The organism is Bacteroidales bacterium (assembly GCA_029210725.1).
Taxonomy (GTDB): Bacteria; Bacteroidota; Bacteroidia; order Bacteroidales.
In genome coordinates, this window is sequence record JARGFM010000033.1 from 11861 (window position 1) to 37022 (window position 25162).

The window sequence follows — 25162 nt, forward strand, 5'->3', positions numbered from 1 at the left end:
AATAAAACGTAAGAAGCCCCCCGTAAATTACGGAGGGCCCCTTAAATATGGCTATGCAGGTAAAGTTTAACTTGAGAACAGCAGTTCCCTGTATTTGGGCAAAGGCCAGATCTCATCATCCACAATAAGTTCAAGCTTATCGATATGATAACGGATCTTATTCAGGAAAGGAGCAACAGTGGCAGAGTAAGCTTTGGATTTCTCTTTCTCATCATCCATCTTATTGGCTACTTTTCTGGCCTCAACCATCTCATTTACTCCAGTTTTAATGGCAGTAACATGGTCGGAGATCTCTTTGATCAGTTCGATCCTGTTACCAGCCAGTGACTTATACTCCTCACCGTAGATCTCTTTCAATCCAAGCACATTCTCCATCAGCCTGTTCTGATACTTTACAGCCGTTGGAACAATATGATTCATGGCAAGGTCACCCAGTACTCTGGCCTCAATCTGGATCTTCATGGTATACTGTTCAAACATCACCTCTACGCGTCCCTCCAGTTCTGCCTCGGAAAAGATCCCCAGGTCGAAAAAGAGCTTTTTGGATTTTTCACTTAAATAGGCCGACAGGGCTTCAGGAACATCGGTAACATTGGTAAGTCCGCGTTTGGCTGCCTCCTTCACCCATTCATCACTGTAGTTGTCACCCTCAAAGCGGATAGCTTTGGATGCTATGATGTACTCCCTGAGCACCTGGAATATGGCTTCATCCTTTTTAATACCCTTTTCGATAAGCGCATCTACCTCCACTTTAAAGTCCATCAGCTGCTTGGCAACAGCTGCATTCAATATGGTCATGGGTGTGGCAGGATTACAGCTTCCTCCTACGGCTCTGAACTCAAAACGATTCCCCGTAAAGGTAAAAGGTGAGGTTCTGTTCCGGTCTGTATTATCCAGCAAGATCTCAGGTATCTTCCCGATATCCAGCTTCAGGGCGGTCTTCTCATCCGGAGACATTTTTTTACTGGTAACCTGCTCCTCAAGCTGATCGAGCATGGCCGAAACTTCTGAACCAAGGAAACAGGAAAGAATGGCAGGAGGTGCTTCATTGGCCCCTAGCCTGTGTGCGTTAGATGCCGATGCAATACTGGCCCTCAATAAATCCTGATGATCAAATACAGTTTTAATCGTATTTACCACGAAAGTTAAAAACTGCAGATTGGTCTTTGGATTCTTACCTGGTGAGTGCAGAACCACTCCGGTATCGGTGGAAAGCGACCAGTTGTTATGCTTTCCTGTTCCATTAATACCCTGAAAAGGTTTTTCATGGAACAGCACCCTGAAACCATGATGCCTGGATACTTTTGTCATCAGATCCATCAGCAACACGTTATGATCCACTGCCAGATTGCACTCCTCAAAAACAGGAGCTAACTCATATTGATTAGGAGCCACCTCATTGTGACGGGTCTTCACAGGGATACCCAGCTTATAGGCCTCGGACTCCAGATCGTGCATAAAGGACATCACCCGTTCAGGGATGGATCCAAAATAGTGATCATCCAGCTGCTGATCCTTGGCAGAAGCATGTCCCATCAGGGTCCGGCCTGTAAGGGCAAGGTCGGGCCGGGCATAATAGAGCGCCTCGTCAATCAAAAAGTACTCCTGTTCCCAGCCCAGATTGGCATTAACCGAACCAACGTTTTTATCAAACAACTGACAGATCTCCGTTGCGGCTTTATCTACAGCACTCAGAGCTTTCAGCAAAGGGGTTTTGTGATCCAGAGCCTCTCCCGTATAGGAGATAAAAACCGTGGGAATACTGAGGGTGTTGTCAATGATGAATGCAGGTGAGGTGGGATCCCATGCCGTATAACCACGGGCCTCAAAAGTATTCCTGATTCCACCACTGGGAAAGGAAGAAGCATCAGGTTCCTGTTGCGCCAGCGCTTCCCCGGAAAAAGTCTCCACCACTCCACCGTATGAATTGGGGTGTATAAATGCGTCGTGCTTTTCAGCGGTTCCGCCTGTCAGCGGCTGGAACCAGTGCGTATAATGGGTGGCTCCTCTTTCAGTGGCCCAGGCTTTCATCCCTGCAGCAACAGAATCGGCCTTATTCCTGTCAATGGGAGTGCCTTTCTCAACTGCATCCATCACATGATTAAAAGCGTCTTTGGAAAGGTATTTCTGCATCTTGGCCCGGTCAAATACATTGATGGCATAATAATCCGATGTCTTGTCAGAGGGAGGAGGAACATGGAGAGGTTTTCGGTCAAATACCTGTTCCAGTGCTTTAAATCTTATAACCGCCATAGTAAATGAATTTAAGTGAATATGATAAAAAAGGTTTTATGCGGCAAATATATACTTTTTTCTCCTTACCCCCCCTATTATTCATGGTGTAATTTTATTTTTTTAGTTTTTTTTATTTATATCCCCTGATTTTTTAAAGCATTATAATAAATAAGCAAAAAAAAACCGCCGGTGTGACCGGCGGTAATTTTTGTATCTGGCTAATCCTGCTCCTGACCCATCTCCTCTTTAAAGTATTTATAGAATAAGGGAATGGTTTCGATCCCTTTGTAAAAGTTAAAAAGAGGGTAGTTCTCATTGGGCGAGTGAATGGCATCCGAGTCCAGTCCAAAACCCATTAATATAGACTTGATGCCCAAAACCTCCTCAAAATCAGAGACAATCGGAATACTTCCTCCACTTCTGACGGGGATTGGAATTTTACCAAAACTCTCCTCGATAGCCCTGCTGGCCGCCCTGTAAGCTGGAAAATCGATGGGGGTTACATAACCCTGTCCTCCATGCAGACTCTTCACCCTGACCTTGGTGCCTTTGGGAGCTATACGCTCCATATGGTTTATAAAGAGCTCATCGATCTTTTTGGAATCCTGATTGGGCACCAGTCGCATGGAGATCTTCGCCCAGGCCTTGGAGGGCAGGACGGTTTTAGCCCCTTCTCCCGTGTAACCCGACCAGATTCCATTGACATCCAGACTGGGCCTTATTCCTGTTCTCTCCGTGGTGGAGAATCCCTTTTCTCCCACCACCTCATCTATGTCCAGTGCCTGTTTATACACTTTCAGATCAAAGGGGGCCTTGGCCATCTCGGCCCGTTCTTGCTCTGAAACCTCCATCACATCCTCATAAAAACCAGGAATGGTAATGTGGTTGTTTTCATCGGTCAGGGAAGCGATCATTTTTGCCAGGAGGTTGGCCGGATTTCCTACAGCACCTCCATACAGGCCTGAATGCAGGTCCCGGTTCGGTCCGGTAAGTTCCACCTCCAGGTAACTGAGCCCCCGGAGCCCCACGGTAATGGAGGGGATATCCCGGGCAATCATGGTAGTATCTGAAATAAGAATGATATCCGCTGCCAGAAGCTCCTTGTTCTCCCGGCAAAACTGCTTCAGGCTGGGTGAGCCAATCTCTTCCTCCCCTTCTATCATAAATTTCACATTACAGCTTAGCATCCCCCGGGCATTCATCATCTCAAAAGCCTTTACATGCATAAAAAGCTGGCCCTTATCATCATCCGCTCCCCGTGCAAAAATCTTACCATCTCGAACCTCCGGTTCAAAAGGGGGTGAATCCCAGAGCTCCAGTGGCTCGACTGGCTGCACATCATAGTGCCCGTAAACCAGCACGGTAGGAAGCGACTCATCCACGATTTTATGTCCGTATACCACCGGCCATCCGGTGGTCTCCTTCACTACCGCATGCCCGGCCCCGGCCTTCAGCAGGGATTCTTTGATATGTTCTGCCGCCCTGAACATATCCGCTCTGGCATCCGCCTGAGAACTGATGGACGGGATGCGGATCAGTTCAAATAGCTCGTCGAGAAAACGATCCTTGTGAGTCTCCACATAATCTTTAATTGTTTTCATAAGGTCTAATATTTAAATCATAATGAGGTTCACTTGTTCTTCATCAATTCCCCGTAGACTATCTCAAGCTCTTGATAGAAGCCCTCGCCATAAACTCTGATAAGGGCGTCTTTCAGAAACCGGAATACAGGAACACCTTCTCTCTCCCCCAGTATGCGGGCAGGTTCACAGATGCTCCACCGATGATAATTCAAAGCAATGCCCTGCTTTAGTTTTGTAACACGGATGGGATAAAGGTGGCAGGAGACAGGTTTCCGGAAACGAATCGCCCCCTCATCATAGGCCTGTTCAATGGCACAGCGGGCAATGTTATCGTTAAATACCGCATAAGCACATTCCTCCTCCCCCACCAGGGGTGTCACCTTGTCTCCATCGTTATCAATCAGCCAGGCTTCCTGTTCCCTGACTGCCCGTATGCCTTCCGCTCTCATAAAAGGAAGAATCTTATCCAACTCTTCTGCCAGTGATTCAGCTTCACTATCTTCCAGAGGAGCACCCGAATCGCCGAAAACACAACAGTTTCCTTCACACTTCTCTAAATGACATATAAAATGATTCTCAAACAGCTCCCGGCTGATAATCTTTTCCCCGATCTGAATCATACATTCTATTGAATAAAAAACAAATGTGCAAAAAAAAGCGCTGGGATGTCTCCTTTTTCATAAGATCTAAATTGTTAAAATGTCTTTAAACCGGAAAACTATAAGGCCTTGATTAGTTTTTGCTTATGAATTTTTGTTTAACTTATTTTGTTAATTATTAAACAATTTGGCCGGGCTTGTGTTGATTAGTCAAACAAAGATCATAAACACAAAAACCAGTCAAAATGAAAACACAGATTTTAAGCTTGCAAAATCCCATCCATATGATGAGGATTTCCTTTATGGCCACGATACTGGCTTTGCTTAGCATGGCTGCATTTGCTCAATCGACCGTAGTCGATATAGTGGTTAACAGCAGCGACCACAACACTCTGGAAGCCGCAGTGATTGCTGCCGAACTTGCTGATGATTTAAGTGAAGAAGGTCCATTCACTCTTTTTGCCCCAACCGATGCAGCATTCGGTGCACTGCCTGAAGGAACTGTAGCTTCACTGCTGGAAGATCCTACCGGAGATCTTGCTAAAATCCTGCTCTATCATGTTGTCGCCGGAAAAGCACTTTCAACGGATCTTTCAAACGACCAGATGATTGCCACGCTGAATGGCGAAAAAATATCGGTAAAGTTCACAGATGGCAAAGCCTATATCGATAATGCCATGGTGACCGTTGCAGATATCAAGGCAGATAATGGAGTTGTACACGTCATCAATGCGGTTATTACTCCTTCTTCAAAGATGGCGGATGCGGGCAAAACAAGCAGGTCTTCATCCAGCCAGGGCTGCGATAATTAGTCATGCAAAGCCGGTAATCGTCAAGTTGTATTCAGTTTAGGGTTGTGAAGTAGTGGTTTGTTACCGGTTTGCCAGGGGCTGTCTGCAGATCTGGACAGCCCTTTTTAATTTCTATCTTTGTCAGATGAGGCAACTTTTTACAACACTGCTTTGGATATGCATTTCCTGGCCCGCGGCAAGTTCCCAGGTGTCCTACCTCGACAGGCCCGATCTGTTGGAGCAAGTTGAAACCTGCCTGCACCACACCTATGAATTCTCCTTCGATAAGGCCAGGAACATCCAGGCGACCTTGTCTTCCTCAACTCCGGGTCATCCAGCCCCTGTATTTCTGGAAGCCTTGATCGTTTACTGGGAGAATTTTCCACTGATCCCATCCAAAAAGGCTTCAGAACAATTTATTATTCTGATGGACAATGTTATAGAGCTCGGTAAGGAATATAGTAAATACGAACATACTTATGTGGAAGGAGTTTTTTTCGATCTCTTCGGGAGAGCTTTCAAAGCCATGTTCTGGGCCGATAACGGAAAATCGGCCAAGGTAATACCCGACCTGGGAAACATGTACCGGAACACAAAAAAGGGTTTTGAGTTACAGGAGCAGTTTTCAGAGTTCTATTTTTCAACAGGACTTTACAATTACTATATCGAGGCCTATCCCTCAGCCCATCCGGCTTTTAAGCCCCTGGTCTCCTTCATGCATAAAGGTGACCGGGAGCTTGGACTGAAACAATTGAATCATGCCATCAATCATACGGTCTTCCTGAAGGTGGAATCCATACTGTTTATGTCACTCATCCTGCTCAATTACGAAGAAGATCTCAATTCAGCTGCCATTTATTCAGAAAAATTGGTCAGGGAATTTCCAGACAATATCTATTTCCAGGGACACCTGATCAATATCCTGCTTCATCAGCAAAGGTTTGGAATGGTGCAAGAACTGCTATCGGCCATGGACCAGCAGAGTGACAGCTATTCTGTGATGATCCGGACCCTTGCAAACGCATATATGAAGGAGATAGTTACTGGAGAAGAAAGCCGGTCCGGAACAGCTTATCTGGAAACCATTGAACTGGCTGATAAATTCGGACCCTTTGCAGATATATACAAAGCCATGGCATATATGGGACTTTCCAGATTATATAAAAAAAGAGGGCAACTGAGCGAGTCAGAAAGCTATTACCGCAAAGCTTCTCATCTTACCACCTACTCCTTTATTCTGGAAGAGCAGGCTTCCGGGTCCAGGTAATCAACCATACTCCCGCCAGGGTGAACAATCCGCCTGCCAGTTGCAGTCCTGTAGGGAACACTCCCAGAAAAATCCATGCCAGAACCAGGGTCCAGACGCCTTTTGTACTAATAATTAAAGAGGTCTTTGTTGCTTCTATCAGTTTTAGCGCCTGGTAAGCCAGAATAATAACAATCAGTGTTTCCATCAGTGAACCCAGAGCCAGATCCTTCCAGATTCCCATGGTGAGATGGACCGTGTTTCCAGAGCGGGAAAAGAGAATGAGCATTACCAGAGCAAGCAGAAATGAGCGAATCAAAGACATATAGCCAGGTAAGAGCTGCTGATGCCAGCGTCGCCCCACAATGGTGGCCAGAGAAAAAAGGAATGCAGCAGCAATAACATATATGGATCCGGGATCGAAAAATCCGGCAAATCCACCCTCCCGGTAATTAATAACAAATATGCCCAGGATGGTGATGATAATACCAAACATCTGGGAGGCCCGAAACCTTTCTTTAAGAAGCAGAATGCCCATCAGGGTGACAAATACCGGGCCAATATTCCCGATAAAGGAGACCACTGCCGGATTTTCCATAGCCTTAATAGCCAGATAAAAAAGGCCTGTTGCTGCCCCCTCAAGAACAGCAATAACCAGGGCAGTCATGGTTTTACGGCCCGAATCACCTTTCACTTTTCTGTATTCACGACTTATCAGGAACCAGCTTCCGTTCCAAAGAACTCCCAAAGTGAACCAGAGCAAGCCAAACTGAATCATGCTCAAATGGTTCAGCACAGATTTACTGAATACAAAAGAGCCTGCAAGGGCCAGTGATGCCCCCAGGGCATAAGCATAGCCATTTGTCTGCTGGCGATTCATTTGCTATTTTCGTCTGGAAAATCCATGCCAAAATAGCGAAAACCAATGACAAATATGAAAACGGGCAGGTCAAAGCTTAAACCTGATGTGGAAACCCTTGAGATGAATAAAGGGTACAGGAAGGTCATGGAGCTTGATTTTAGTGAGATGATCCCCTTTGTACTCTCAAATATCCGAAAGCGCGGGGTAATACCCCTGCTTTACATGTCAATCAATGTGGCCTTCCTGGCCTTCATGGTCATTTTTGCCATTTGGAGTTTCAGGGACAATCAGCTAAGCCTGGGAAGAATAGCTCTTCAAATCTTTACCGGTATAGTTGCAGGGAGCTTCCTGGTTATTCCGCCACATGAACTGCTTCACGGGCTGGCATACCGTGTGCTTGGTGCAAGAAAAATACGTTTCGGGATGGATCTGCAACAGTTTATCTTTTATGTAACTGCCGACCGCTGCCCCATCTCCAGAAATGAGCTGACTCTCCTGGCCCTGACTCCGTTTGTGATCATTAATGCAGTGATTTTAGCAATCACCGTTTCCTGGGCCACAAACCTGACTCTTTTTTTCACTGCCCTGCTGCTTAGTCATAACATCATGTGCATTGGTGATTTTGCAATGATCACATACGCCTTCAGCCTGAAGGGGGAAATTTATACCTTTGATGACCTTAAAAAGAATAAAAGCTATTTCTATGAACGGGAGAGCTAAACCTCAGGATACCATTTTTTCAAGAAGCATTTTTGCTTTCTCCGCTTTTTGCAGGCTCATCGTGAAATCTGAATCAATCTCATATGCCTTCATATAGCTGTCATGCGCTTCCTGGTATTTCTGGATGGTCATAAAAAAATCCCCCTTTGAATCGTAAGGATATGCAATATCCGGAGCCAGCTGGATATACCTGTCAAAGGCCTTTTCTGCATCGTCATAGCGTTCCAGGTCCATATAAGCATAACCAAGCTGGTTATAGGCCAGAGGATAAGCGGGACATTCCCTGGTGGCTCTCTCAATGGAGACAATGGCTGCTTCCGGATCCTTAAAATAATGGAATTGAATAATATACAGTATTTTATGGAGATGAGGATCGGATGGATAGAGCTCAATCAGTTTATTCAGATGTTCCACGACCTTCTCATCCTGTCCATCCTTAAGATATTTCAGAGCAGCTCTGAGTTCCTCCTCCCCGGGATTCTGTGTAATACCGGACTGTAAGGCTTTATCGATTATATCTTTGGAGCCCTCGCTGGAAATAAAGAACATCCAGAAATAGGCCATGAAAAAGTCCGGATCCTCCTTTACCGCATACTCGAAATTCTTGTGTGCAAGGCTTAATTTGAGCTGGTCATACGCCAACATTCCGGTCTCATAAAACTCCAGAGCCAGTTCAGAATCAGTGTGTATGGGCATCACCGAAGCCGGGTTTCCCCCGGTGCACCCCAAAAATATAAGAATGGAAAAACTAATACCGGGGCTAATAAACTTAACCTCATTTTCTCAAAGTTTTCCAATCTTACGTCCACTTCAAAATTAGCACTTTTCTTTACTATTGCCAAATCAGCCCTTATATTCTTCGATGATGTTCTTCACATCATCAGGTGCCACCCTTCCGTAAGTTTTGTTCCCCACCTGCACCACAGGAGCAAGGCCACAGGCACCGACACAGCGCAGACAGCTGAGCGAAAACAGCCCATCGGCATCTGTCTCACCCACCTCAATCTGCAGCTGCTTTTTAAATTCTTTCAACACAGTCTCGGCACCCCGCACATAGCACGCTGTTCCGGTACATATGGATATGGGATACTTCCCCTTTGGAATCATGGTGAAGAATGAATAGAAAGTGACCACTCCGTATACTTTTGCAGCCGGCATCTCCATCTTTTCGGCGATCACTTCCTGAACCTCTGCAGGAAGATAGCCAAAGGCAGACTGGCACTTATGCAACACATTGATCAGTTCTCCATGCTGGTTGCCAAATGAATCACATATGGAATGGATTTTATCAACCTGGTCCTGTCTGAGTTCTATTTTAACGCTTGACATAACTATCTGTATTATTAGCAATTAAACCTGGAATATCTTTTTTCGCTTGTCGAAATAATGCGTATGTAACAATTCATGCGCCTTTTCACTCAGTGGTTCACCAAGGAACTCATCGTAAAGTTTCAGGATATAGGGATTCTTATGAGATTTCCGGATAGTCTTCCCTTCATCTTCCAGGTATATTGCTTTGGTCCTGGCTTTCAGAATCGAACTGTCACCGTGGTGAAGTGGTTGTCCACCGCCACCAATGCATCCGCCTGGACAGGCCATCACCTCAATGGCATGGTATTTCGATTTTCCGGCTCTTACCTCATCCAACAATTTCCTGGCATTTCCCAGTCCGTGAGCAATGCCGATCTTTATATCCAGTCCATCGAAATCGACTGTTGCCGACCGGATCCCCTCCATTCCCCTGAGCTGCTCAAACTCAACGTTTTCAAGAGTCTTCCCGGTTTGAAGCTCATAGGCAGTGCGGGTGGCCGCTTCAATTACACCGCCCGTGGCACCAAAAATGACGGCCGCTCCGGAAGACTCACCCAAAGGAGCATCAAACTCTGATGCCTCCAGCTTATTGAGATCCATGTTGGCCTGTTTGATCAGGTGAGCCAGCTCCCGGGTTGAAATACTGTAATCTACATCCGGATTCCCGTCTACCGAAAATTCGTCACGCTGACACTCATACTTTTTAGCCAGACAAGGCATGATGGATATGACTACCATGTCTTTCCTTTTCACCTTAATCTTATCGGCAAAGTAGGTCTTGGCGATCGCTCCGAACATTTGCTGGGGCGACCTGGCCGTGGAAGGCACATCCTTCAAATCGGGGTAGTTGTATTCAAAAAAGTTCACCCAGCCCGGGCAGCAGGAGGTCAGAATGGGAAGTTTCACACTCTCATCGCCCTCAAGGTGCCTTTTTAAACGCCCCAGGAGTTCAGTTCCTTCCTCCATGATGGTCAGGTCAGCCGCAAAATCAGTATCAAATACATAGTCGAAACCAAGCTGCTTAAGAGCCGTAACCATCTGGCCGGTGACCCTGGTTCCGGGCTCCATACCGAATTCCTCGCCCAAAGCAGCCCTGACTGCCGGAGCCGTTTGCACCACAACGGTTTTACCTGGATCATTTAACGCTCTGATTACATTACCAGTATGGTCCACCTCTGTAAGGGCACCCGTGGGACAAACAGCCACACACTGTCCGCAGTAGGTACAGGGAGAGTGCTCCAGGTTCATCTCAAAGGCCGGAGCCACCACTGCCATAAAACCGCGATTTACAGCATGAAGTGCCCCCACAGTCTGAAAATTATTGCACATAGTCTCGCACCTGCGACACATAATGCATTTGTCCAGGTCCCGTATAATGGAGGGAGAAGTATCCAGCCTGTAGGTCGACATCTCTGCATATTCCTGTCCCGGAATCTCCCTGATTCCAAGTTTAACAGCCATGTCCTGCAGGTCACAGTTACCCGATTTGGCACAGGAAAGGCAATCCTTGGGATGATCCGAAAGGATTAGTTCCATCACGGTCCGCCGGGCGTTGATCACCCTCATACTGTTAGTCCTGACAACCATGCCTTCAGCCACATCCGTAGAACAGGACGGGGCCAGGTTTTTCCTGCCCTCAACCTCCACGGAACATATTCGGCAGCCTCCCGGCTTGTTCTCAATATTCGGATCTTTCAAATCCATATAACACAGGATCGGTATATCGATATCGAGCTGTTTAGCCGCTTTGTAGATAGTTGTACCTGCCGGCACCTCTACCTTGTTTCCATCTATGGTAAGTTTAATTTGACTCATCTCTCTGCTTTATTTTAAAATCACTGCATCGAATTTACATTTCTCCATACAGGCACCACATTTAATACAGGTCTCAGGATTGATCAGGTGAGGTTCTTTGCGCTCTCCTGATATTGCTCCTACCGGACAGGCCCTTGCACAGGCCGTACATCCAATGCAATTCTCCTCCAAGATGAAATACTCAAGAAGGTCCGTACATACTCCTGAAAGACACTTCTTATCCACCACATGCGACAAATATTCGTCATAAAAATTATCCATGGTGGACAGTACCGGATTGGGGGAACTCTGACCCAGACCGCAGAGGGAAGTATCCTTAATGACCTCTCCGAGATTGCGTAACCTGACCAGGTCACTCTCCTCGCCCTTACCTTCACAAATTCTTTCGAGCAATTCCAGAAGTCTCTTGTTCCCGATCCTGCAGGGAGCACATTTACCACAGGACTCCTCAACCGTGAAGTCCAGATAGAATTTGGCAATGGAAACCATACAATCGTCCTCGTCCATAACAATCATACCCCCCGAACCCATCATGGAGCCGTTGGCAACCAGGTTTTCGTAGTCAATAGGAGTATCCAGATGTTTTTCGGTCAGGCACCCGCCGGAGGGTCCGCCGGTCTGTACCGCCTTAAATTTCTTGCCATCTTTAATCCCTCCCCCAATCTCAAATATCACCTCACGAAGGGTGGTTCCCATCGGAACCTCTATAAGGCCCACATTATTGATTTTTCCTGCCAGCGCAAACACCTTGGTTCCCTTGGAAGTCCCGGTACCAATACTACTGAACCAGTCGGGTCCCTTTAAAATAATCACCGGAACATTGGCCAGCGTCTCCACATTATTGACGTTGGTAGGTTTTCCCATATATCCGCTTTCAGCTGGAAAAGGGGGCTTCAAGGAGGGCTCACCCCGTAGGCCTTCCATGGAGTGGATCAGGGCAGTTTCTTCTCCGCAAACAAAGGCTCCTGCTCCATATTTCAGATCAATATCAAAATCAAATCCTGAACCCAGAATGTTCTTACCGAGCAGTCCGTACTCCCTGGCCTGTCCGATGGCTATCTTTAATCGTTCAATGGCCAGCGGATATTCTGCCCGTATATAAATATAACCCATATCCGCACCGATACAGCGACCTACAATGGCCATGGCCTCAAGTACGGAATGGGGATCCCCCTCCAGGATGGACCGGTCCATAAAAGCACCGGGGTCCCCCTCATCAGCATTACAAACCACATATTTCTGATCGGCCTGGCTCTTTCGGGCAAAATCCCATTTCAGTCCGGCCGGAAAACCAGCTCCTCCTCGTCCTCTCAGTCCGGATTCCTTCATTAACTGGATGGTTTCTTCCGGTGTCTGATTGCTGAGTACTTCCCCCAGGGCCAGGTAGCCATCCCTGGCAATATATTCATCAATAAACTCCGGATCAATCACACCACAATTCCTCAGAGCTATCCTCAACTGCTTCTTATAGAAACCCATAGCTTTGGCATCCTCCACATGTACGTTAGTTTCAGGGTCTGTATAAAGCAAACGCTCTACTCTTCGTCCTTTGACCACATGCTCCTCCACAATCTCTTCCGCATCTTCAGGCTTAACCTGGGTATAAAAAGTATTGTCGGGCATCACCTTCACAATGGGACCCTTTTCACAGAAACCGAAGCAACCGGTCATAATGACCTGGACAGTCTCCCCGAGACCCTGCTTCGAAAGCTCCTTTTTTAGCTTTTCGGCGATGATGTCGCTCTCCTGAGACTTACATCCGGTGCCGCCGCAGACAAGCAAGTGCATGCTGTATTTTGACATTTCTGTTCCTCCTTTAGTTTTCAATCAACTGTTTGATAGTTCACCGGGATGATCCCATCCACCAGTTCACCTCCCTTTATATATTTCTCGATGATCTCGTCCGCTTTTTCCAGATTAACCCCGCCAAAAACAACCGGATCGTTTCCGGGCAGCCTTACCTCAATGGTGGGTTCTGCATAACAATAACCCATGCAACCCACCTGGCTTACTATAGCATCTACTCCTCGTTTCTCCAGCGCATTAGTCATAAACTCCATGGTCGCTTTGGCACCCGATGCTATGCCACAGGTAGCCATAGCCACCTTTACTTGTACCAGTTCAGAGGCCAGCTCCCCCCTCTCCCGGGCTTGCATGCCTTTTACTTGTTTGTCGCGGATCTTTTTCAGATCTGCCAGCGATGTAATCTTGCTCATAATCCTTCGGAATTGGTTCTCTTGTTTCTATAAAGTTATATGATAAGTATGTTATATTTAGTGCTGTTCTAATTCAATCCAAGTTCATCAAGGTTATTTCTAATCATTCTTTTTAAGCCGGTACTTAACTCATTTCCGCCAATACATTCCAGTCCCAGTTCCTGCCTGATTTGGGAGGTGGAAATGGCAAAATTTCCATTTCCGGTTTTACATTTCAGCTCCCACTCGATCGCTGGATTTGACACAACCAGTAAGAGCCAGCTTCCCTCCAGATCTCCCAGTGGTTGCCTGTCCGGATGCTTAATCAGGAAAGTAGCCTCAACAGTGGTTCCAATTCCTTTCTCCGAATGGATCTTCAAGCCCCCTCCTGCCATCTCGGCATGCTGACGAAACAGGGGAATGCCCATCCCAACCCGGCGCGTGGTGCGGGAGGTATAAAAGGGGTCTGAAGCACTGCCGGTCTCCTTCTCACTCATCCCCTTCCCATTGTCTTCAATCCGGATACACAAAAAATTCCCTTCTTCTTCCTCTTTAACTGTTATGATTACCCTGCCCGCACCGGCAGCTATGCAATTTTCTGCAATATCCAGGATATGTAGGGCCAATTCCTTCATCTTTTTATAATTCAATCACTTTCCTCCCCTGCTCACCTTTCATAGCCAGGCGAAGCTCATAAAAATCTTGGTTCTTCATCAGATACCTGTTACCTGCCCGGCCTATATCGTCCAGGAAATGGGCATCGGAATTTTTAATCAATGTGCAGGCAGAGAGTTCAGGATACTCCTTCAGAGCTGCATCGTACGAAGTTTTCCTCGATATTTCCACTGCATCCACCTCCAGTGTTTCCGGAAAAAATCCCAGCTGCGTATACAGGCCATTTGTGATTCTATCCACATGCGCGGGAATAAAAATCCCACCCAGTTTATGCACCAGGCCGGCTGCCTCTTCTATGCTCCAATCAAGTCCCTGATAGAGGGAATAAGCGATCTCGTCAATTATCTGCTCCTGCTCATTTACAATCACCTGATGCCCCAGGCGCGCGATTTCATTGGGAATCTTCCCGAGATTTCCCTCCAGCTCCCTTTGAAATATACTCAGCTGTTTTTCAGTATCAAAGAACGTCAGGCAGTGAACCTCTTCCCTGGTATTTATTTCTGCTCCATAAACCACCCAGATCCCCTTTTTTTCTCCCAGCTTTCTGGTAAGACGGGCATGACCTGTGTGATTATGGTCGGTCACTGCAAGGATATCCAGTCCCTTCTCCGCCGCCCTGTTCACAATGTTCCTTGGGCTCATTTCCAGATCCCCGCAGGGGGAAAGAACCGTGTGGATATGCAGGTCGGCGCGATAGGTATTCATTCCTCAAACAACAATTGATATAACTTCCCGCTGATGGTGAATGTGTCTTCCCTGGTCCCCAGGATTAAAACCCCTTCCTTGCCGGCTCTGTCAACCACCGCTTTCTCAGGTTCGATCCCCTTCACCAAAAGGATGGCGCTCAGATCCTTCAGGGAAGCAATGGCCACCACATTCATATGGGCCTGAAGAGTGATCCACACCTCTCCTTCCTTTGCATGCCCCATCACATCACTAAGCAGGTCGGAAACATATCCGCCTTTTACCTCCCTGGAGGATATTCTTCCTGTAAATACTTTCAGGTTCAGCTGTTCAATTACTTGCTCTGTTGTCATTTCATTTACTTTGGCTTCTGTAATTCCGGTCCTTGCCCCAGATCGATGCATTGATCTTATCGGCATCCTCCAGGCTGAGACGCTTGTCACGGATATATAATTCTTGTAAAAACACGCAGTGACTTGTCTCTGCCCGTCCCTGAACGATATCTTCGGCCAGGGCACTGCATGAGGGAGATCCGCAGGCTGCACAATCGATGCCAGGAAGCACTTTGAGCAACTCATCCCTCTTTTTCATCTTTTCCATGGCCACCTCTCTGTCTGGATCGAGGGATAACATGGAACGGGACTGGATTTTATCCAGGAAGAATAAATCAAGATTTACAGCCCCGGAATCAGGCTTCCCGGCCTTCTCTCCCGAAACCTCGCCTGCACGCTTGTTTAAGCGTTCTACGGTTAAAAAACGATTTCCACTGATCAGCACACCACCGGCACAGCTTTCATCGCAGGCCCGCAACTCCAGAAAATCTATATGGCTTTCTTCGGTTTCCTCCAGTCGTTCCAGGAATTCTGTTACATTGCTCATGCCGTCCACGGCAAGGCAACGGCCTGGCTGATGCTCCGATTCACCCCGGGTCAGGCTCCACAGAATTCCTTTGGAACTCAGGCCGGTACTATCCGCTTGAGTTTCTGTCCCGACCTCTTTGTTTATGATTATATGAAGCAATTTATTATACATATACTCCATATTGATCACGCCATCAACAGATGATCGCGCTTCTCCCACCGGACTTTTAATAGATGCTATTTTGGCGGCACAGGGGGTAATATAAAAGATACCAAGTTCTGCGGGATTATAGCCCTGACCTTCCATCTTCTCCCTGTAATAAATCGCAGCCACATCAGAGGGTGGCTTAACCCGGATCAGATGATCGACAAGAGAAGGAAACCTTACCTGGATCAGGCGGACAATGGCCGGGCAGAATGTAGAGATGGCAGGCCTTAAACACCGGGAACCCTTTGTTTCCCTGTCGTAAGCCTGCTGAACCAGGTCCACAACACTGTCAATTTCCACAATATGCGTAAATCCAATGCTTTTCATGGCACCAAAGATCTTTCCGCTATTAATCCGGGATGGAAACTGACCGATAAACACCGAGGGAACCAGCGCCACACGAACCGGATAGGAGAAGAAGAGATCAAAATCGTCCTGCTCAATCAGAATGGCCGATACCGGGCAGGCTTTACAGCAGTTTCCGCAATCCACGCAACGTTCCTCGAAGATGATGGCCTTTCCGTCCCTGACCCGTATGGCCTGGGTTGGGCAGGCGATCATGCAATGGGTGCATCCAATGCAAAGCTCGTCAACCACCTTCAGTGCATGATGAAAACCTTTATCTGAGTAAGTCTGTTTCAATCTCTTAAATAATTGGTAATTCTGACCAGTGTTCCTTCACCCGGAACACTTTCTATGTGTAAATCGTCACTGTTTTTTTTCATATTTGGCAATCCCATTCCGGCTCCAAATCCCATTTCCCTGACTTCTTTTGAGGCTGTGGAATAACCCGCCTTCATCGCTTCCTCGATATTCCCTATTCCGGGGCCACTGTCCCTGACCGAAACCCTGATCTTTTCTGGTTCAATCATCGCTTCAATCGTGCCTTCTCTGGCATGTGCCACAACATTAACTTCCGCTTCATATAGTGCAATCACCACTCGTTTAATTCTCCGGGATGGAACGTCCAGCTGTTTCAATATATGTTTGACATCGCTGGATGCCTTTCCGGCATTAACAAAATCACCTCCTGCAATATAATAGTGTAAGATCATCAGTATACGGGTGCAATTCCAGCCTTATACAAAATTCCGGATATTCTGAAAAGAGAATAGGGAGTCTGTAGTAAGACGATATCCTTTTCAATGGCCAGATCAACCATCTCCCGGCTCACTTCCTTTTGGCGGCCGATAATTATCTCACTGATATCAGACATCTCAGCGGTGCGTATACACTGCAGGTTCGATAGGCCCGTAATCAGAAGGGTTCTGTGGTAATCTCCCGTCAGTACATCACTCATCAGATCTGAGGTGAATGCTTTTTCGACCTCATTGTACAAATCAAGCTCCGGGGTTAAAACCTTAGCCTTCAGTAAGTCTGCAATTTTCCCAATCGGCATTCCCATGAACATTCCAGATTATTGTTATTTCTTTCACACTTATGAATAAAAAAATATAGAACTCTGTGATGCAAAGATACAATAAATCATTTTACGGAAGCTCAAGCTCCTGCCAATAGGTTCAAGTTATAATAATTCTAAATAAATCCGCAGGGAACACAAAATACGTTGTATTCATCCTTTCATTTGGAATTATCGAGAATTCGTGATACTTTTATGATATCATTGTAATATCACTAACAAAACCCCAATGAAAACCCAGGAAAAAACCTACAGAGCTGTTTCAGGATACCTGATGCTCATCGTACTATTGGCCTTCATTCTTGGAGGAATATTCAGTTTTATGAACGGTATCGTATGGCTTGGTATCACATTAAGTCTGGCTTTCTTCCTGACGGCCCTTGGATTTAACGTGATCAATCCGAACGAATCCAGTGTTCTGATCCTGTTTGGAGCCTATCAGGGAACCATCAAAAAAAATGGCCTGTTCTGGGTCAATCCCTTTTTTGTACGTAAAAAGATCTCATTAAGAGCTAGAAATTTTGATAGTGAGACCATCAAAGTGAACGACAAAATTGGAAATCCCATAAAAATAGGTTGTGTCTTAGTCTGGAAAGTTGAAGATACCTATAAAGCAGCTTTTGAAGTCGACGACTACGTGCATTTTGTTTATGTACAGAGTGAAACAGCTTTAAGAAAACTGGCCGGGATATACCCTTATGACAATTTTGAGGATCATGATGCACAAATAACTCTCAGGGGAGGAGGTTCAGAAGTTAATCACGAGCTCGAAGAAGAAATACGGGAGAGGCTACAAATTGCCGGGATACATGTGATAGAAGCCAGAATTAACTTCATAGCCTATTCAGAAGAAATTGCCGGAGCCATGTTAAGAAGACAACAGGCCACTGCTGTTGTTGCAGCACGCTTCAAAATTGTTGAAGGCGCTGTTTCGATGGTTCAAATGGCTCTGGAACAGTTGACTGAAAAAGAGATCGTGGATTTTGATGATGAGAAAAAAGCTGCCATGGTAAGCAACCTGATGGTGGTACTGTGCGGCGATAAAGATCCGAGTCCGGTGGTTAACACAGGGACCCTACACCATTAGAATGAGCAAAAAGAAGGCGTTTGTACTTAGAATAGATCCTGAAAAGATGGAGGCACTGGAGAAATGGGCTGCCGATGAATTCAGAAGCACCAATGGACAACTCGAGTGGATCCTGGACCAGGCCTTGCGGAAAAGCGGACGATGGAAGTCCGGCAAGCCTACTTAAACAGACCTTCATCTCTGATCAGCATCAGAATGGCTGAATGCGGCACGATTACATACTTTTCATTGAAAAATTCAATTTCATACCCGCTCTTTTGCAGGTAGATGGCCTCATCACCTTCCCTGGGTTGCAAGGGTACATATTTCACTTCATCCCCCCTGTCTTTCCATGGTTCATCTGTATCCTGAATGGCAGGAATTGGGTATCCAGGCCCAACCTTTAAGACATATCCACTGTGAATCTTCTCTTTCTCATGAACCCCCGGAGGAAGATATAGCCCCGATTTGGTGCGGTCCTGCTGGTTCTTGGGTTTGATCAGAACCCTGTCCCCAACCACAATAAACTTGCTTAAATCCTTCTCATCAATTTGCAATGCCATTTCTAGCTCTATTTACTTAAAAGTCCAGGTTCTCCTTGAGCACCTGCATTCCGCTCCGGCTTACGGGAACTTTGCTTCCATCTTTAAGAATCAGGATAAAATTATTCTTTTCGTATGGTTCAATCCGCTCAATACGTGCAATATTGGCGATATAGGAACGATGTACCCTGACAAACTGCTGGGAATCCAGGTGTTTCTCATAATACTTCATGGTTTGTTGCTTCAAATATTTACCCTCATCGGTATAAATCAAGACATAATCGTCCTGCGCTTCCAAAAAATTGATATCAGCAGTGGAAATAACATGGATCTTGCCGGATTTCTTAATCACAACACGGTGCAGTATCTCATCGCTTTGGGAAATATGCTGCCGGATCTTCTCAATACTACTCTCCACCTTTACCCCTGCCTTCCCGGACTCAATTCGTGCTTTAAGCTTTGAGACAGCCTCTCTGAAGCGAACCTTGGAAAAAGGCTTCAGCAGATAGTCCACCGCATTTTTTTCAAAAGCCTGTATCGCATATTGATCGTATGCGGTGGTAAAAATAATTTGAAGCTGATGCTCAATAACCTCCAGCAATTCAAACCCGGTCAGCTTGGGCATCTGAACATCCAGGAAAACGGCATCAGGTTCAATCTCATTGATGGCCTTGAGTCCATCAAATCCATTGTCGTATTCACCCAGGACCTCTATCTCCGGATACTCTGCCAGGCAGGTTTGTAATAAATCCCTTGCAGGCCGCTCATCTTCAATAATAATTGCTTTTATAGTGATCATCTTTATATAAATATACGAGGAAATAAAATAGTAACCGTAAACACACCATCTCGGCCGGACCACTGGACTTTACCCTGATCCTGATAAGCAAGCGCAATACGTTGTCTGACATTTTGAAGCCCAACCCCTGTACCTTTCCTGGAAGGAACCGCAGGATCATAATCATTTCTAATCTCTGCTTTCATCAGGCCTTGATCAAGCGCGCAATAAAAACTAATGCTCACCGGATCGACACTCTCATATACACTGTGACGGATCGCATTTTCGAACAAGGGCTGGAAGATCATGGTCGGAACCGGGAACTTTACACACTCTTCACTGATATTGAATTCATAATGCAGTTTTTCCCCGAACCTGATCTTTTCAATAGCCAGGTAATCTTTCATTCTGCCAAGCTCCTCCTCCAGGGGGACATATTCGTTTTCCCTGTGCTTCAGAGAGTATCTGAGAAAATCCGAAAGCCTGATTATCATCTCTCTGGCCTCGTCAGGGTTGGACATGGTTAAGGATGAGATAGAATTTAAGGAGTTAAAGAGAAAATGCGGATTGATCTGAGATTTCAGCATATTCAGTTCTGCATCCCTGACCATACCTTTCAGCCGCTCTTCCTGCTGAGATCTTTCCTGCAATTTCTGATTATTGGAAACCAGGTAATAAATCAGCACCAGCACCAGATAACTCAGTCCGCCCAGCATGGCCCTCCAGGCTATTGTCTGGTTCAAAAACTCAATATACATTTCCTGTTTGCTGAATAAAGCATTCAGAGTCGCCACTGAAAGCACCACCCAGCTTCCCAACACAACAATTCCTGCCACTAAGTGAGCCACGATGGAATAGAGCGGGGAATGTTTTTGAAATGGGATATACCGAGCTGGATACCACGCCAAAAGGCCCATGAAACCAAACAAAAGATTAGAAATTAACGCATCAGTTATGACCACCGATAGTGGAAAATGAAGCAAGTAATAATAGAGCACAGCCATGGTGGCCGATATCAACAGCCATACCAGCGAGTAGACCAGTAGCGATCTCCTGCTCCCTGTAATCGGATGACTCATTATCAGTAGTAGTTTACTATCTCACCCCCGCCAAAGATATTCACACCGGTGATATTCAGACTCCTGTCCGTATCGGAAACAACTATGGATTTGACCCGTTTATCTGAAAAACCGCCAAATACTGAAGTCACCTCCATTTTGACTTCCCAGCTTTCAGGGACTATCAGCTTGGTCCCTCCGAAGATGAGAACGACCTCCAGATAGTTTTTCCCCGGCGCCAGTTTAGCCCTGGTGAAATCGATTTTCGAACCCCCAAAAATATGGGTGATTTTACCTCCCTGGAATTGCTGGGAGTTGATTATCCGGTCCCCGCCTCCAAAGACAGCAACATCATCCAGCCAATCCTCACTGCTTGCTTTTCTCTTATGCCCGCCGAAGTAAGTGCCTCCGCTACCGTGTCTTCGACTGCTGAAGATTATCACCAGCCCGAGAATGATCAGCATGGAAGGCCAGAAGAGTGAACGCCAGTAATCGGGAACATGTATCACACGAGGAAAGAGGAAAAATGATCCAATTACTATTAATATGATCCCTGTACCTTTATTCTCCTTATTAGAAAGAAATATCAGTCCCAGGAAGATTAATAAGGCCTGCCAGGTAAACAGAAAATCCCTGAGTCTCCAGGGGATAATATCTGCCAGGTCTGCAATAAGAAAGAGGCCCAGGAACATCAAGACTATTCCCAACAGCAAATGCGCTCTTCCGGATCTCCTGAATTGTCCCGGAGATCTGTTTTCGGGTGAGTTCCCTACACCCTGTTTCCGTTTGTTCCAATCTGAATAGTTTTCCATATCGTATAGCTTATCGCTCCAAATGTAATATGGATCGATCTGTTCCGGCAATAAAAATCGGCAAATGGACAGATTTTACCGGCAAATGGAGAGCTTCTAATAAATTAGTTTTAAAACCTGTTCAGCCATTTGTAACGCCTGGCGTTATCCCCAAATTTGGCTATGAAAGTGAATTCATGGGTACCGTAACTGTGCTTCATCGTACTGTTCAGGCCAATATCAAAGGCATATCCAAACACAAACTTATCCACGCTTACACCGGCCAGTACAATGATGGCCTGTCCGGTCCGAAAAGTCGCACCGGCCCAAAATGTCTGCTGAAAATAGAACTTCCCACTCAAATCGGCCTGGAATTTCCCGTTTTCAGCATATTTAACCAGGGTGGAAGGAGAAAAAATAAGATCCCTGTTCAATTCAAAATCATAACCCCCAATAAGATAGTAATTGCGTTCCATCACATAGCGGTCATATCCCGAATCCCCTATCTTCAGAATTGATTCGAACAGCTGATCCACCGAAAAACCACCCCAATAGTTCCTGGCCGTATAATAAACCCCGAAATCTGCATCCGGAATTAATACTGATTTATTAGCACCCAGCCACAATTCGTCGCCAGGATCTGCCAGCTGAATCAGATCATCATTTAGTCTGAACTGATAGGCAACCATGGAGAGCCCGAAGGAAAGCTGGGAATGACGGAAATTGATATGGTAGGCATAGGTACCCTTAAACCCGGTACGCTCCACAGCTCCGTTTCGATCAGAAAACATATATGCACCAAGGCCAACTTTTCCGCCTCTGCTGTTACTGCTTGTCCTTCTCCGTACCGAAGAGCTTCGTGATATATAGCTCTTTCTCAGAATCCGGGTTTGAAAACTCAGTGCATAAGTGCCAGGAGCATGGTCCATTCCAATCCACTGCTCCCGGGCTGTCAGGTTTACTGCTGTATATCCTTCAGAGCCTGCAACTGAAGGGTTCAACAGAAATCCATTAAGCATATACTGACTGTACAGAGGAACCTGCTGTGCGTTTGCCTGAATCAGAAATCCTGTCAACAAGATGACGATATAAAAGATCCTTTTCAAACTTTCTGCTACTCTATCTGATTACGGTAATAATACCAGTTATATAGTCCTTTTCAGCTTCAGTATTCAACTCGATCACAAAATGATAGGAATCCATAGGTACTTCACTCCCCCTCATAGTCCGTCCATCCCAGGGTGTAGAGTATCCAGGTTCTGACCTCCAGACCAGCGTTCCCCAGCGATCGAAAATTTCAACGACCGCCTGGGAGAACGTAGCCAATTTATCGATCTTCCAGAAATCGTTCAGCCCGTTTCCGTCTCCCGGAGTGATAGCAGTTGGAATATCTCTGAAATAAAAGTTCATGGAACAGTTCCTGACCAGGATTGTATCACCTCCTAAACAGCCGAACTCATTCTCCACTTCAACCCAGTATTCATTATTATCACCCATAAAGACAGTGATCTCCTGGCTGATATCACCAGTCGACCATTGGTAATATATCCCGTCTGTCCCCGCATCAAGCACAAGGCCCCGATCCCCACAAACAACTGTATCTGGTCCCAGGTCCACCACCGGCAATTCATGTTCAGTCACAAATGTACTATCTCTGGCCTTGCAGCCAAATGCATCAGTAACGTCCACAATCACCCAACCCTCCTGTTCTGTTGTAAAATCTGATCCAGTGCTGCCATCGTGCCACAGATAGCTGACAAAATCCCCTTCCGGATCGATGGTGACAGATTCTCCAACGCACAGACCCGCATCTTCGCCAAGATCAAGATCCGGTGCGTCCACAACTACCTGGAGGAGTAAAGGATCTGATACACATCCGTGGACAGAGATTTCAGTCAGTTCCAGAGTTCCGGTAAGTTTCTCATCACCCCAATCCACATAGACAGTATCATTATCCTGACTTACAATAGTTCCGTTTGTAATACTCCAGTTAAATAAGGAACCGGCCAATCCACCAGCCACATAGCGATATTGCAAACCATTGACACATACATGCTCTGTTTTCTCAACGAAGACTGGTTCAGGTAAGGGCCATACTGAAACTTCTACAGAAACCGCTGCTGAAGTATCGCAGTCAGCTTCATATCTCATATAATATGTGGTAGTACTCATTGGAACTGCAATGGATAGATTGTTTCCACTTCCTACACTGCTGGTAAACCCAGCATCCTCATACCAAACAGCTGAACCATTACTTCCCGGATCTCCACCGATATAACTCAGGCTTATCAGACCATCACCGGGACAAACCGGAGTACGGTCGACAAAGGCTGCAACCGGATCAACAGTCAGCGCTTTTACGGTCACCGTCGTGGATAATGCAGGCGATATATCACAGGTACCTTCGAATCTCACGAAATAAGTAGTTGCGACAACAGGTGCAGGGACAGTCAGCACATTACCCGTTCCAATAACATTGGTCAGCGCAGCAGCATCATACCATACTGCAGTTCCTCCTTCCACCATCACACCTCCTTCATAATACAAGATAATGTCCCCATCTCCCGGACAAACTTCATCCACGCTGCTGAAGGCACTATCGGGAGGAACAATTGTGGTCAGAACCGTCACATCGAAAGCACATGAATCTGCATTGTTGTATGGATCTGTAATTTTATACCAGACAGTGGTCACACCCTTATTAAATGCTGTGCCACTTGCATCAGCCACACCCAAACCTGTGGTTGCTCCTTCCATTCTGTAGGTAACCAGAGCATTGCTGCAGTTATCTGAAGCAAACACAGGAGCAATTCCACTTACAACAACACTGCAACTTCCTGCGGCTGCATTCACTGTTTCATCTCCCGGACAGGTAATTACCGGAGGAATATTATCTTCTACTGTAACCGTTGCAGCACAGCTGTAAATAGTACCACAAAGATCCTGTACAAAGAGATTCACCACATTCGGACCAACATCTTCACAATCAAAGCTGGAAACATCGAGCCACATGTCATCGATCCCACAATTGTCGCTGCTGCCGTTGTCAATGTCCGCAACTGTGATCGAAGCATGACCGGTTGCATCCAACTGAACTGTGATGTTCTGGCAAGCAACTGTTGGCTCTGTAATATCATTGACCGTAATCGTCTGGGTCACATAGATAGAATTGCCACAGTCATCAGTTACACTGTAGGTACGTGTGATCGTCTCGGGACAAGAGTTGCCATCGCTGACATCCCCTTCCCAAAGCACAATCGGAGCGCCACAGTTATCTGCTACATCGGTAACAACACCCGGATTGGCAGGAGGTATATCCCCGGTACATTCCACACTGACCGCTGCCGGGTTGCTGGCTGTGGGAGGCGTGATATCATTGACGGTGATCAGCTGAGAAACACTCGCTGCATTACCACACAAATCTGTATAAGTCCAGGTACGAGTGATTGTCAGAGGACAACCTCCACCATCACTCACATCAGTACCAGAAACCGTTCCGGATCCATCGCAATTGTCGGTCCATGCAAGATCAATCATAGCAGGAACATCGGCCATACATTCTACGGTAACATCCACAGGGGCAGTTGCCACAACCGGATCCGTAATATCATGGACCGTGATCGTCTGCGTCACATTGATCGAGTTCCCACAATCATCGGTCACACTATAGGTCCGCGTGATAAGCTCCGGACAGCTGTTACCATCACTCACATCACTCACAAA

26 protein-coding genes are annotated in these 25162 nt (G+C 46.3%); 5 read left to right on the plus strand and 21 right to left on the minus strand.

Annotated elements, in window-relative coordinates; translation table 11 throughout:
• Window positions 1–66 precede the first annotated feature (66 nt).
• The 3 genes from P1P86_14315 to P1P86_14325 form a co-directional block, all read right to left on the minus strand.
• Window positions 67–2253 carry a glutamine synthetase III gene (locus tag P1P86_14315; GenBank protein ID MDF1576359.1) on the minus strand — a complete coding sequence of 729 codons (2187 nt, stop codon included), beginning with the start codon at window positions 2251–2253 and terminating at the stop codon, window positions 67–69.
• Window positions 2254–2453: 200 nt separating this feature from the next.
• Window positions 2454–3836, minus strand: a complete 1383-nt coding sequence (locus P1P86_14320) for a dipeptidase (GenBank protein ID MDF1576360.1) — start codon at window positions 3834–3836, stop codon at window positions 2454–2456.
• 29 nt (window positions 3837–3865) lie between these two features.
• A complete protein-coding gene (locus P1P86_14325) occupies window positions 3866–4438 on the minus strand; it encodes a DUF3109 family protein (protein ID MDF1576361.1) in 573 nt (190 codons plus the stop codon).
• A 224-nt stretch (window positions 4439–4662) separates the two neighbouring features.
• Here P1P86_14325 and P1P86_14330 point away from each other — a divergent pair, with 224 nt between their 5' ends.
• Together P1P86_14330 and P1P86_14335 are read left to right on the plus strand one after the other, a co-directional pair.
• A complete protein-coding gene (locus P1P86_14330; GenBank protein ID MDF1576362.1) occupies window positions 4663–5229 on the plus strand; it encodes a fasciclin domain-containing protein in 567 nt (188 codons plus the stop codon).
• A 124-nt stretch (window positions 5230–5353) separates the two neighbouring features.
• Window positions 5354–6475 carry a hypothetical protein gene (locus P1P86_14335; protein MDF1576363.1) on the plus strand — a complete coding sequence of 374 codons (1122 nt, stop codon included), beginning with the start codon at window positions 5354–5356 and terminating at the stop codon, window positions 6473–6475.
• Here the strand turns inward: P1P86_14335 and P1P86_14340 are convergent.
• Window positions 6441–7334 carry a DMT family transporter gene (locus P1P86_14340; GenBank protein ID MDF1576364.1) on the minus strand — a complete coding sequence of 298 codons (894 nt, stop codon included), beginning with the start codon at window positions 7332–7334 and terminating at the stop codon, window positions 6441–6443. The genes P1P86_14335 and P1P86_14340 overlap by 35 nt on opposite strands.
• A 54-nt stretch (window positions 7335–7388) precedes the next feature.
• Here P1P86_14340 and P1P86_14345 point away from each other — a divergent pair, with 54 nt between their 5' ends.
• Window positions 7389–8036 (plus strand): DUF3267 domain-containing protein, encoded by a 648-nt coding sequence (locus P1P86_14345; protein ID MDF1576365.1) that lies wholly within the window; start codon window positions 7389–7391, stop codon window positions 8034–8036.
• 3 nt (window positions 8037–8039) lie between these two features.
• On the opposite strand, the gene P1P86_14350 is transcribed toward P1P86_14345, so the two are convergent.
• The 11 genes from P1P86_14350 to P1P86_14400 form a co-directional block, all read right to left on the minus strand.
• Complete coding sequence (locus P1P86_14350) at window positions 8040–8732, minus strand: tetratricopeptide repeat protein (GenBank protein ID MDF1576366.1); 693 nt, start codon at window positions 8730–8732, stop codon at window positions 8040–8042.
• A 147-nt stretch (window positions 8733–8879) separates the two neighbouring features.
• Window positions 8880–9365 (minus strand): NAD(P)H-dependent oxidoreductase subunit E, encoded by a 486-nt coding sequence (locus tag P1P86_14355; GenBank protein MDF1576367.1) that lies wholly within the window; start codon window positions 9363–9365, stop codon window positions 8880–8882.
• 21 nt (window positions 9366–9386) lie between these two features.
• A complete protein-coding gene (locus P1P86_14360; GenBank protein ID MDF1576368.1) occupies window positions 9387–11162 on the minus strand; it encodes an NADH-dependent [FeFe] hydrogenase, group A6 in 1776 nt (591 codons plus the stop codon).
• A 9-nt stretch (window positions 11163–11171) separates the two neighbouring features.
• A complete protein-coding gene (locus P1P86_14365) occupies window positions 11172–12965 on the minus strand; it encodes an NADH-quinone oxidoreductase subunit NuoF (GenBank protein ID MDF1576369.1) in 1794 nt (597 codons plus the stop codon).
• Between the two features lie 20 nt (window positions 12966–12985).
• Window positions 12986–13378, minus strand: a complete 393-nt coding sequence (locus tag P1P86_14370) for a (2Fe-2S) ferredoxin domain-containing protein (GenBank protein MDF1576370.1) — start codon at window positions 13376–13378, stop codon at window positions 12986–12988.
• Between the two features lie 68 nt (window positions 13379–13446).
• Window positions 13447–13992 (minus strand): ATP-binding protein, encoded by a 546-nt coding sequence (locus P1P86_14375; GenBank protein ID MDF1576371.1) that lies wholly within the window; start codon window positions 13990–13992, stop codon window positions 13447–13449.
• Between the two features lie 4 nt (window positions 13993–13996).
• Window positions 13997–14737: a PHP domain-containing protein gene (locus tag P1P86_14380; protein MDF1576372.1), complete on the minus strand. Its 741-nt coding sequence runs from the start codon at window positions 14735–14737 to the stop codon at window positions 13997–13999.
• Window positions 14734–15069, minus strand: a complete 336-nt coding sequence (locus tag P1P86_14385) for a DRTGG domain-containing protein (protein ID MDF1576373.1) — start codon at window positions 15067–15069, stop codon at window positions 14734–14736. Before P1P86_14385 ends, P1P86_14380 begins: the two co-directional genes overlap by 4 nt.
• Before the next feature lies 1 nt (window position 15070).
• Window positions 15071–16426, minus strand: a complete 1356-nt coding sequence (locus tag P1P86_14390) for a [Fe-Fe] hydrogenase large subunit C-terminal domain-containing protein (GenBank protein MDF1576374.1) — start codon at window positions 16424–16426, stop codon at window positions 15071–15073.
• Window positions 16423–16839, minus strand: a complete 417-nt coding sequence (locus tag P1P86_14395; protein MDF1576375.1) for an anti-sigma regulatory factor — start codon at window positions 16837–16839, stop codon at window positions 16423–16425. The genes P1P86_14390 and P1P86_14395 overlap by 4 nt, the downstream gene beginning before the upstream one ends.
• Entirely contained in the window at window positions 16839–17189 is a 351-nt protein-coding gene (locus tag P1P86_14400) for a hypothetical protein (GenBank protein MDF1576376.1), read from the minus strand. The genes P1P86_14395 and P1P86_14400 overlap by 1 nt, the downstream gene beginning before the upstream one ends.
• A 244-nt stretch (window positions 17190–17433) precedes the next feature.
• Here P1P86_14400 and P1P86_14405 point away from each other — a divergent pair, with 244 nt between their 5' ends.
• Together P1P86_14405 and P1P86_14410 are read left to right on the plus strand one after the other, a co-directional pair.
• A complete protein-coding gene (locus P1P86_14405) occupies window positions 17434–18291 on the plus strand; it encodes an SPFH domain-containing protein (GenBank protein ID MDF1576377.1) in 858 nt (285 codons plus the stop codon).
• A 1-nt stretch (window position 18292) separates the two neighbouring features.
• Window positions 18293–18457: an Arc family DNA-binding protein gene (locus P1P86_14410; GenBank protein ID MDF1576378.1), complete on the plus strand. Its 165-nt coding sequence runs from the start codon at window positions 18293–18295 to the stop codon at window positions 18455–18457.
• Here the strand turns inward: P1P86_14410 and P1P86_14415 are convergent.
• The 6 genes from P1P86_14415 to P1P86_14440 form a co-directional block, all read right to left on the minus strand.
• The gene (locus tag P1P86_14415; GenBank protein MDF1576379.1) at window positions 18450–18833 is read right to left on the minus strand and encodes a co-chaperone GroES family protein; all 384 of its coding nucleotides are present in this window, start codon (window positions 18831–18833) and stop codon (window positions 18450–18452) included. The genes P1P86_14410 and P1P86_14415 overlap by 8 nt on opposite strands.
• 16 nt (window positions 18834–18849) lie before the next feature.
• Complete coding sequence (locus tag P1P86_14420; GenBank protein MDF1576380.1) at window positions 18850–19611, minus strand: LytTR family DNA-binding domain-containing protein; 762 nt, start codon at window positions 19609–19611, stop codon at window positions 18850–18852.
• A 2-nt stretch (window positions 19612–19613) separates the two neighbouring features.
• Complete coding sequence (locus P1P86_14425; GenBank protein MDF1576381.1) at window positions 19614–20669, minus strand: histidine kinase; 1056 nt, start codon at window positions 20667–20669, stop codon at window positions 19614–19616.
• Between the two features lie 2 nt (window positions 20670–20671).
• Window positions 20672–21460: a LiaF-related protein gene (locus P1P86_14430; protein MDF1576382.1), complete on the minus strand. Its 789-nt coding sequence runs from the start codon at window positions 21458–21460 to the stop codon at window positions 20672–20674.
• Between the two features lie 110 nt (window positions 21461–21570).
• Window positions 21571–22545, minus strand: coding sequence for a type IX secretion system membrane protein PorP/SprF (locus tag P1P86_14435; protein MDF1576383.1), 975 nt, complete (start codon window positions 22543–22545; stop codon window positions 21571–21573).
• A gap of 13 nt (window positions 22546–22558) precedes the next feature.
• The coding region (locus P1P86_14440; protein ID MDF1576384.1) for a gliding motility-associated C-terminal domain-containing protein at window positions 22559–25162 on the minus strand (2604 nt) is incomplete at its 5' end.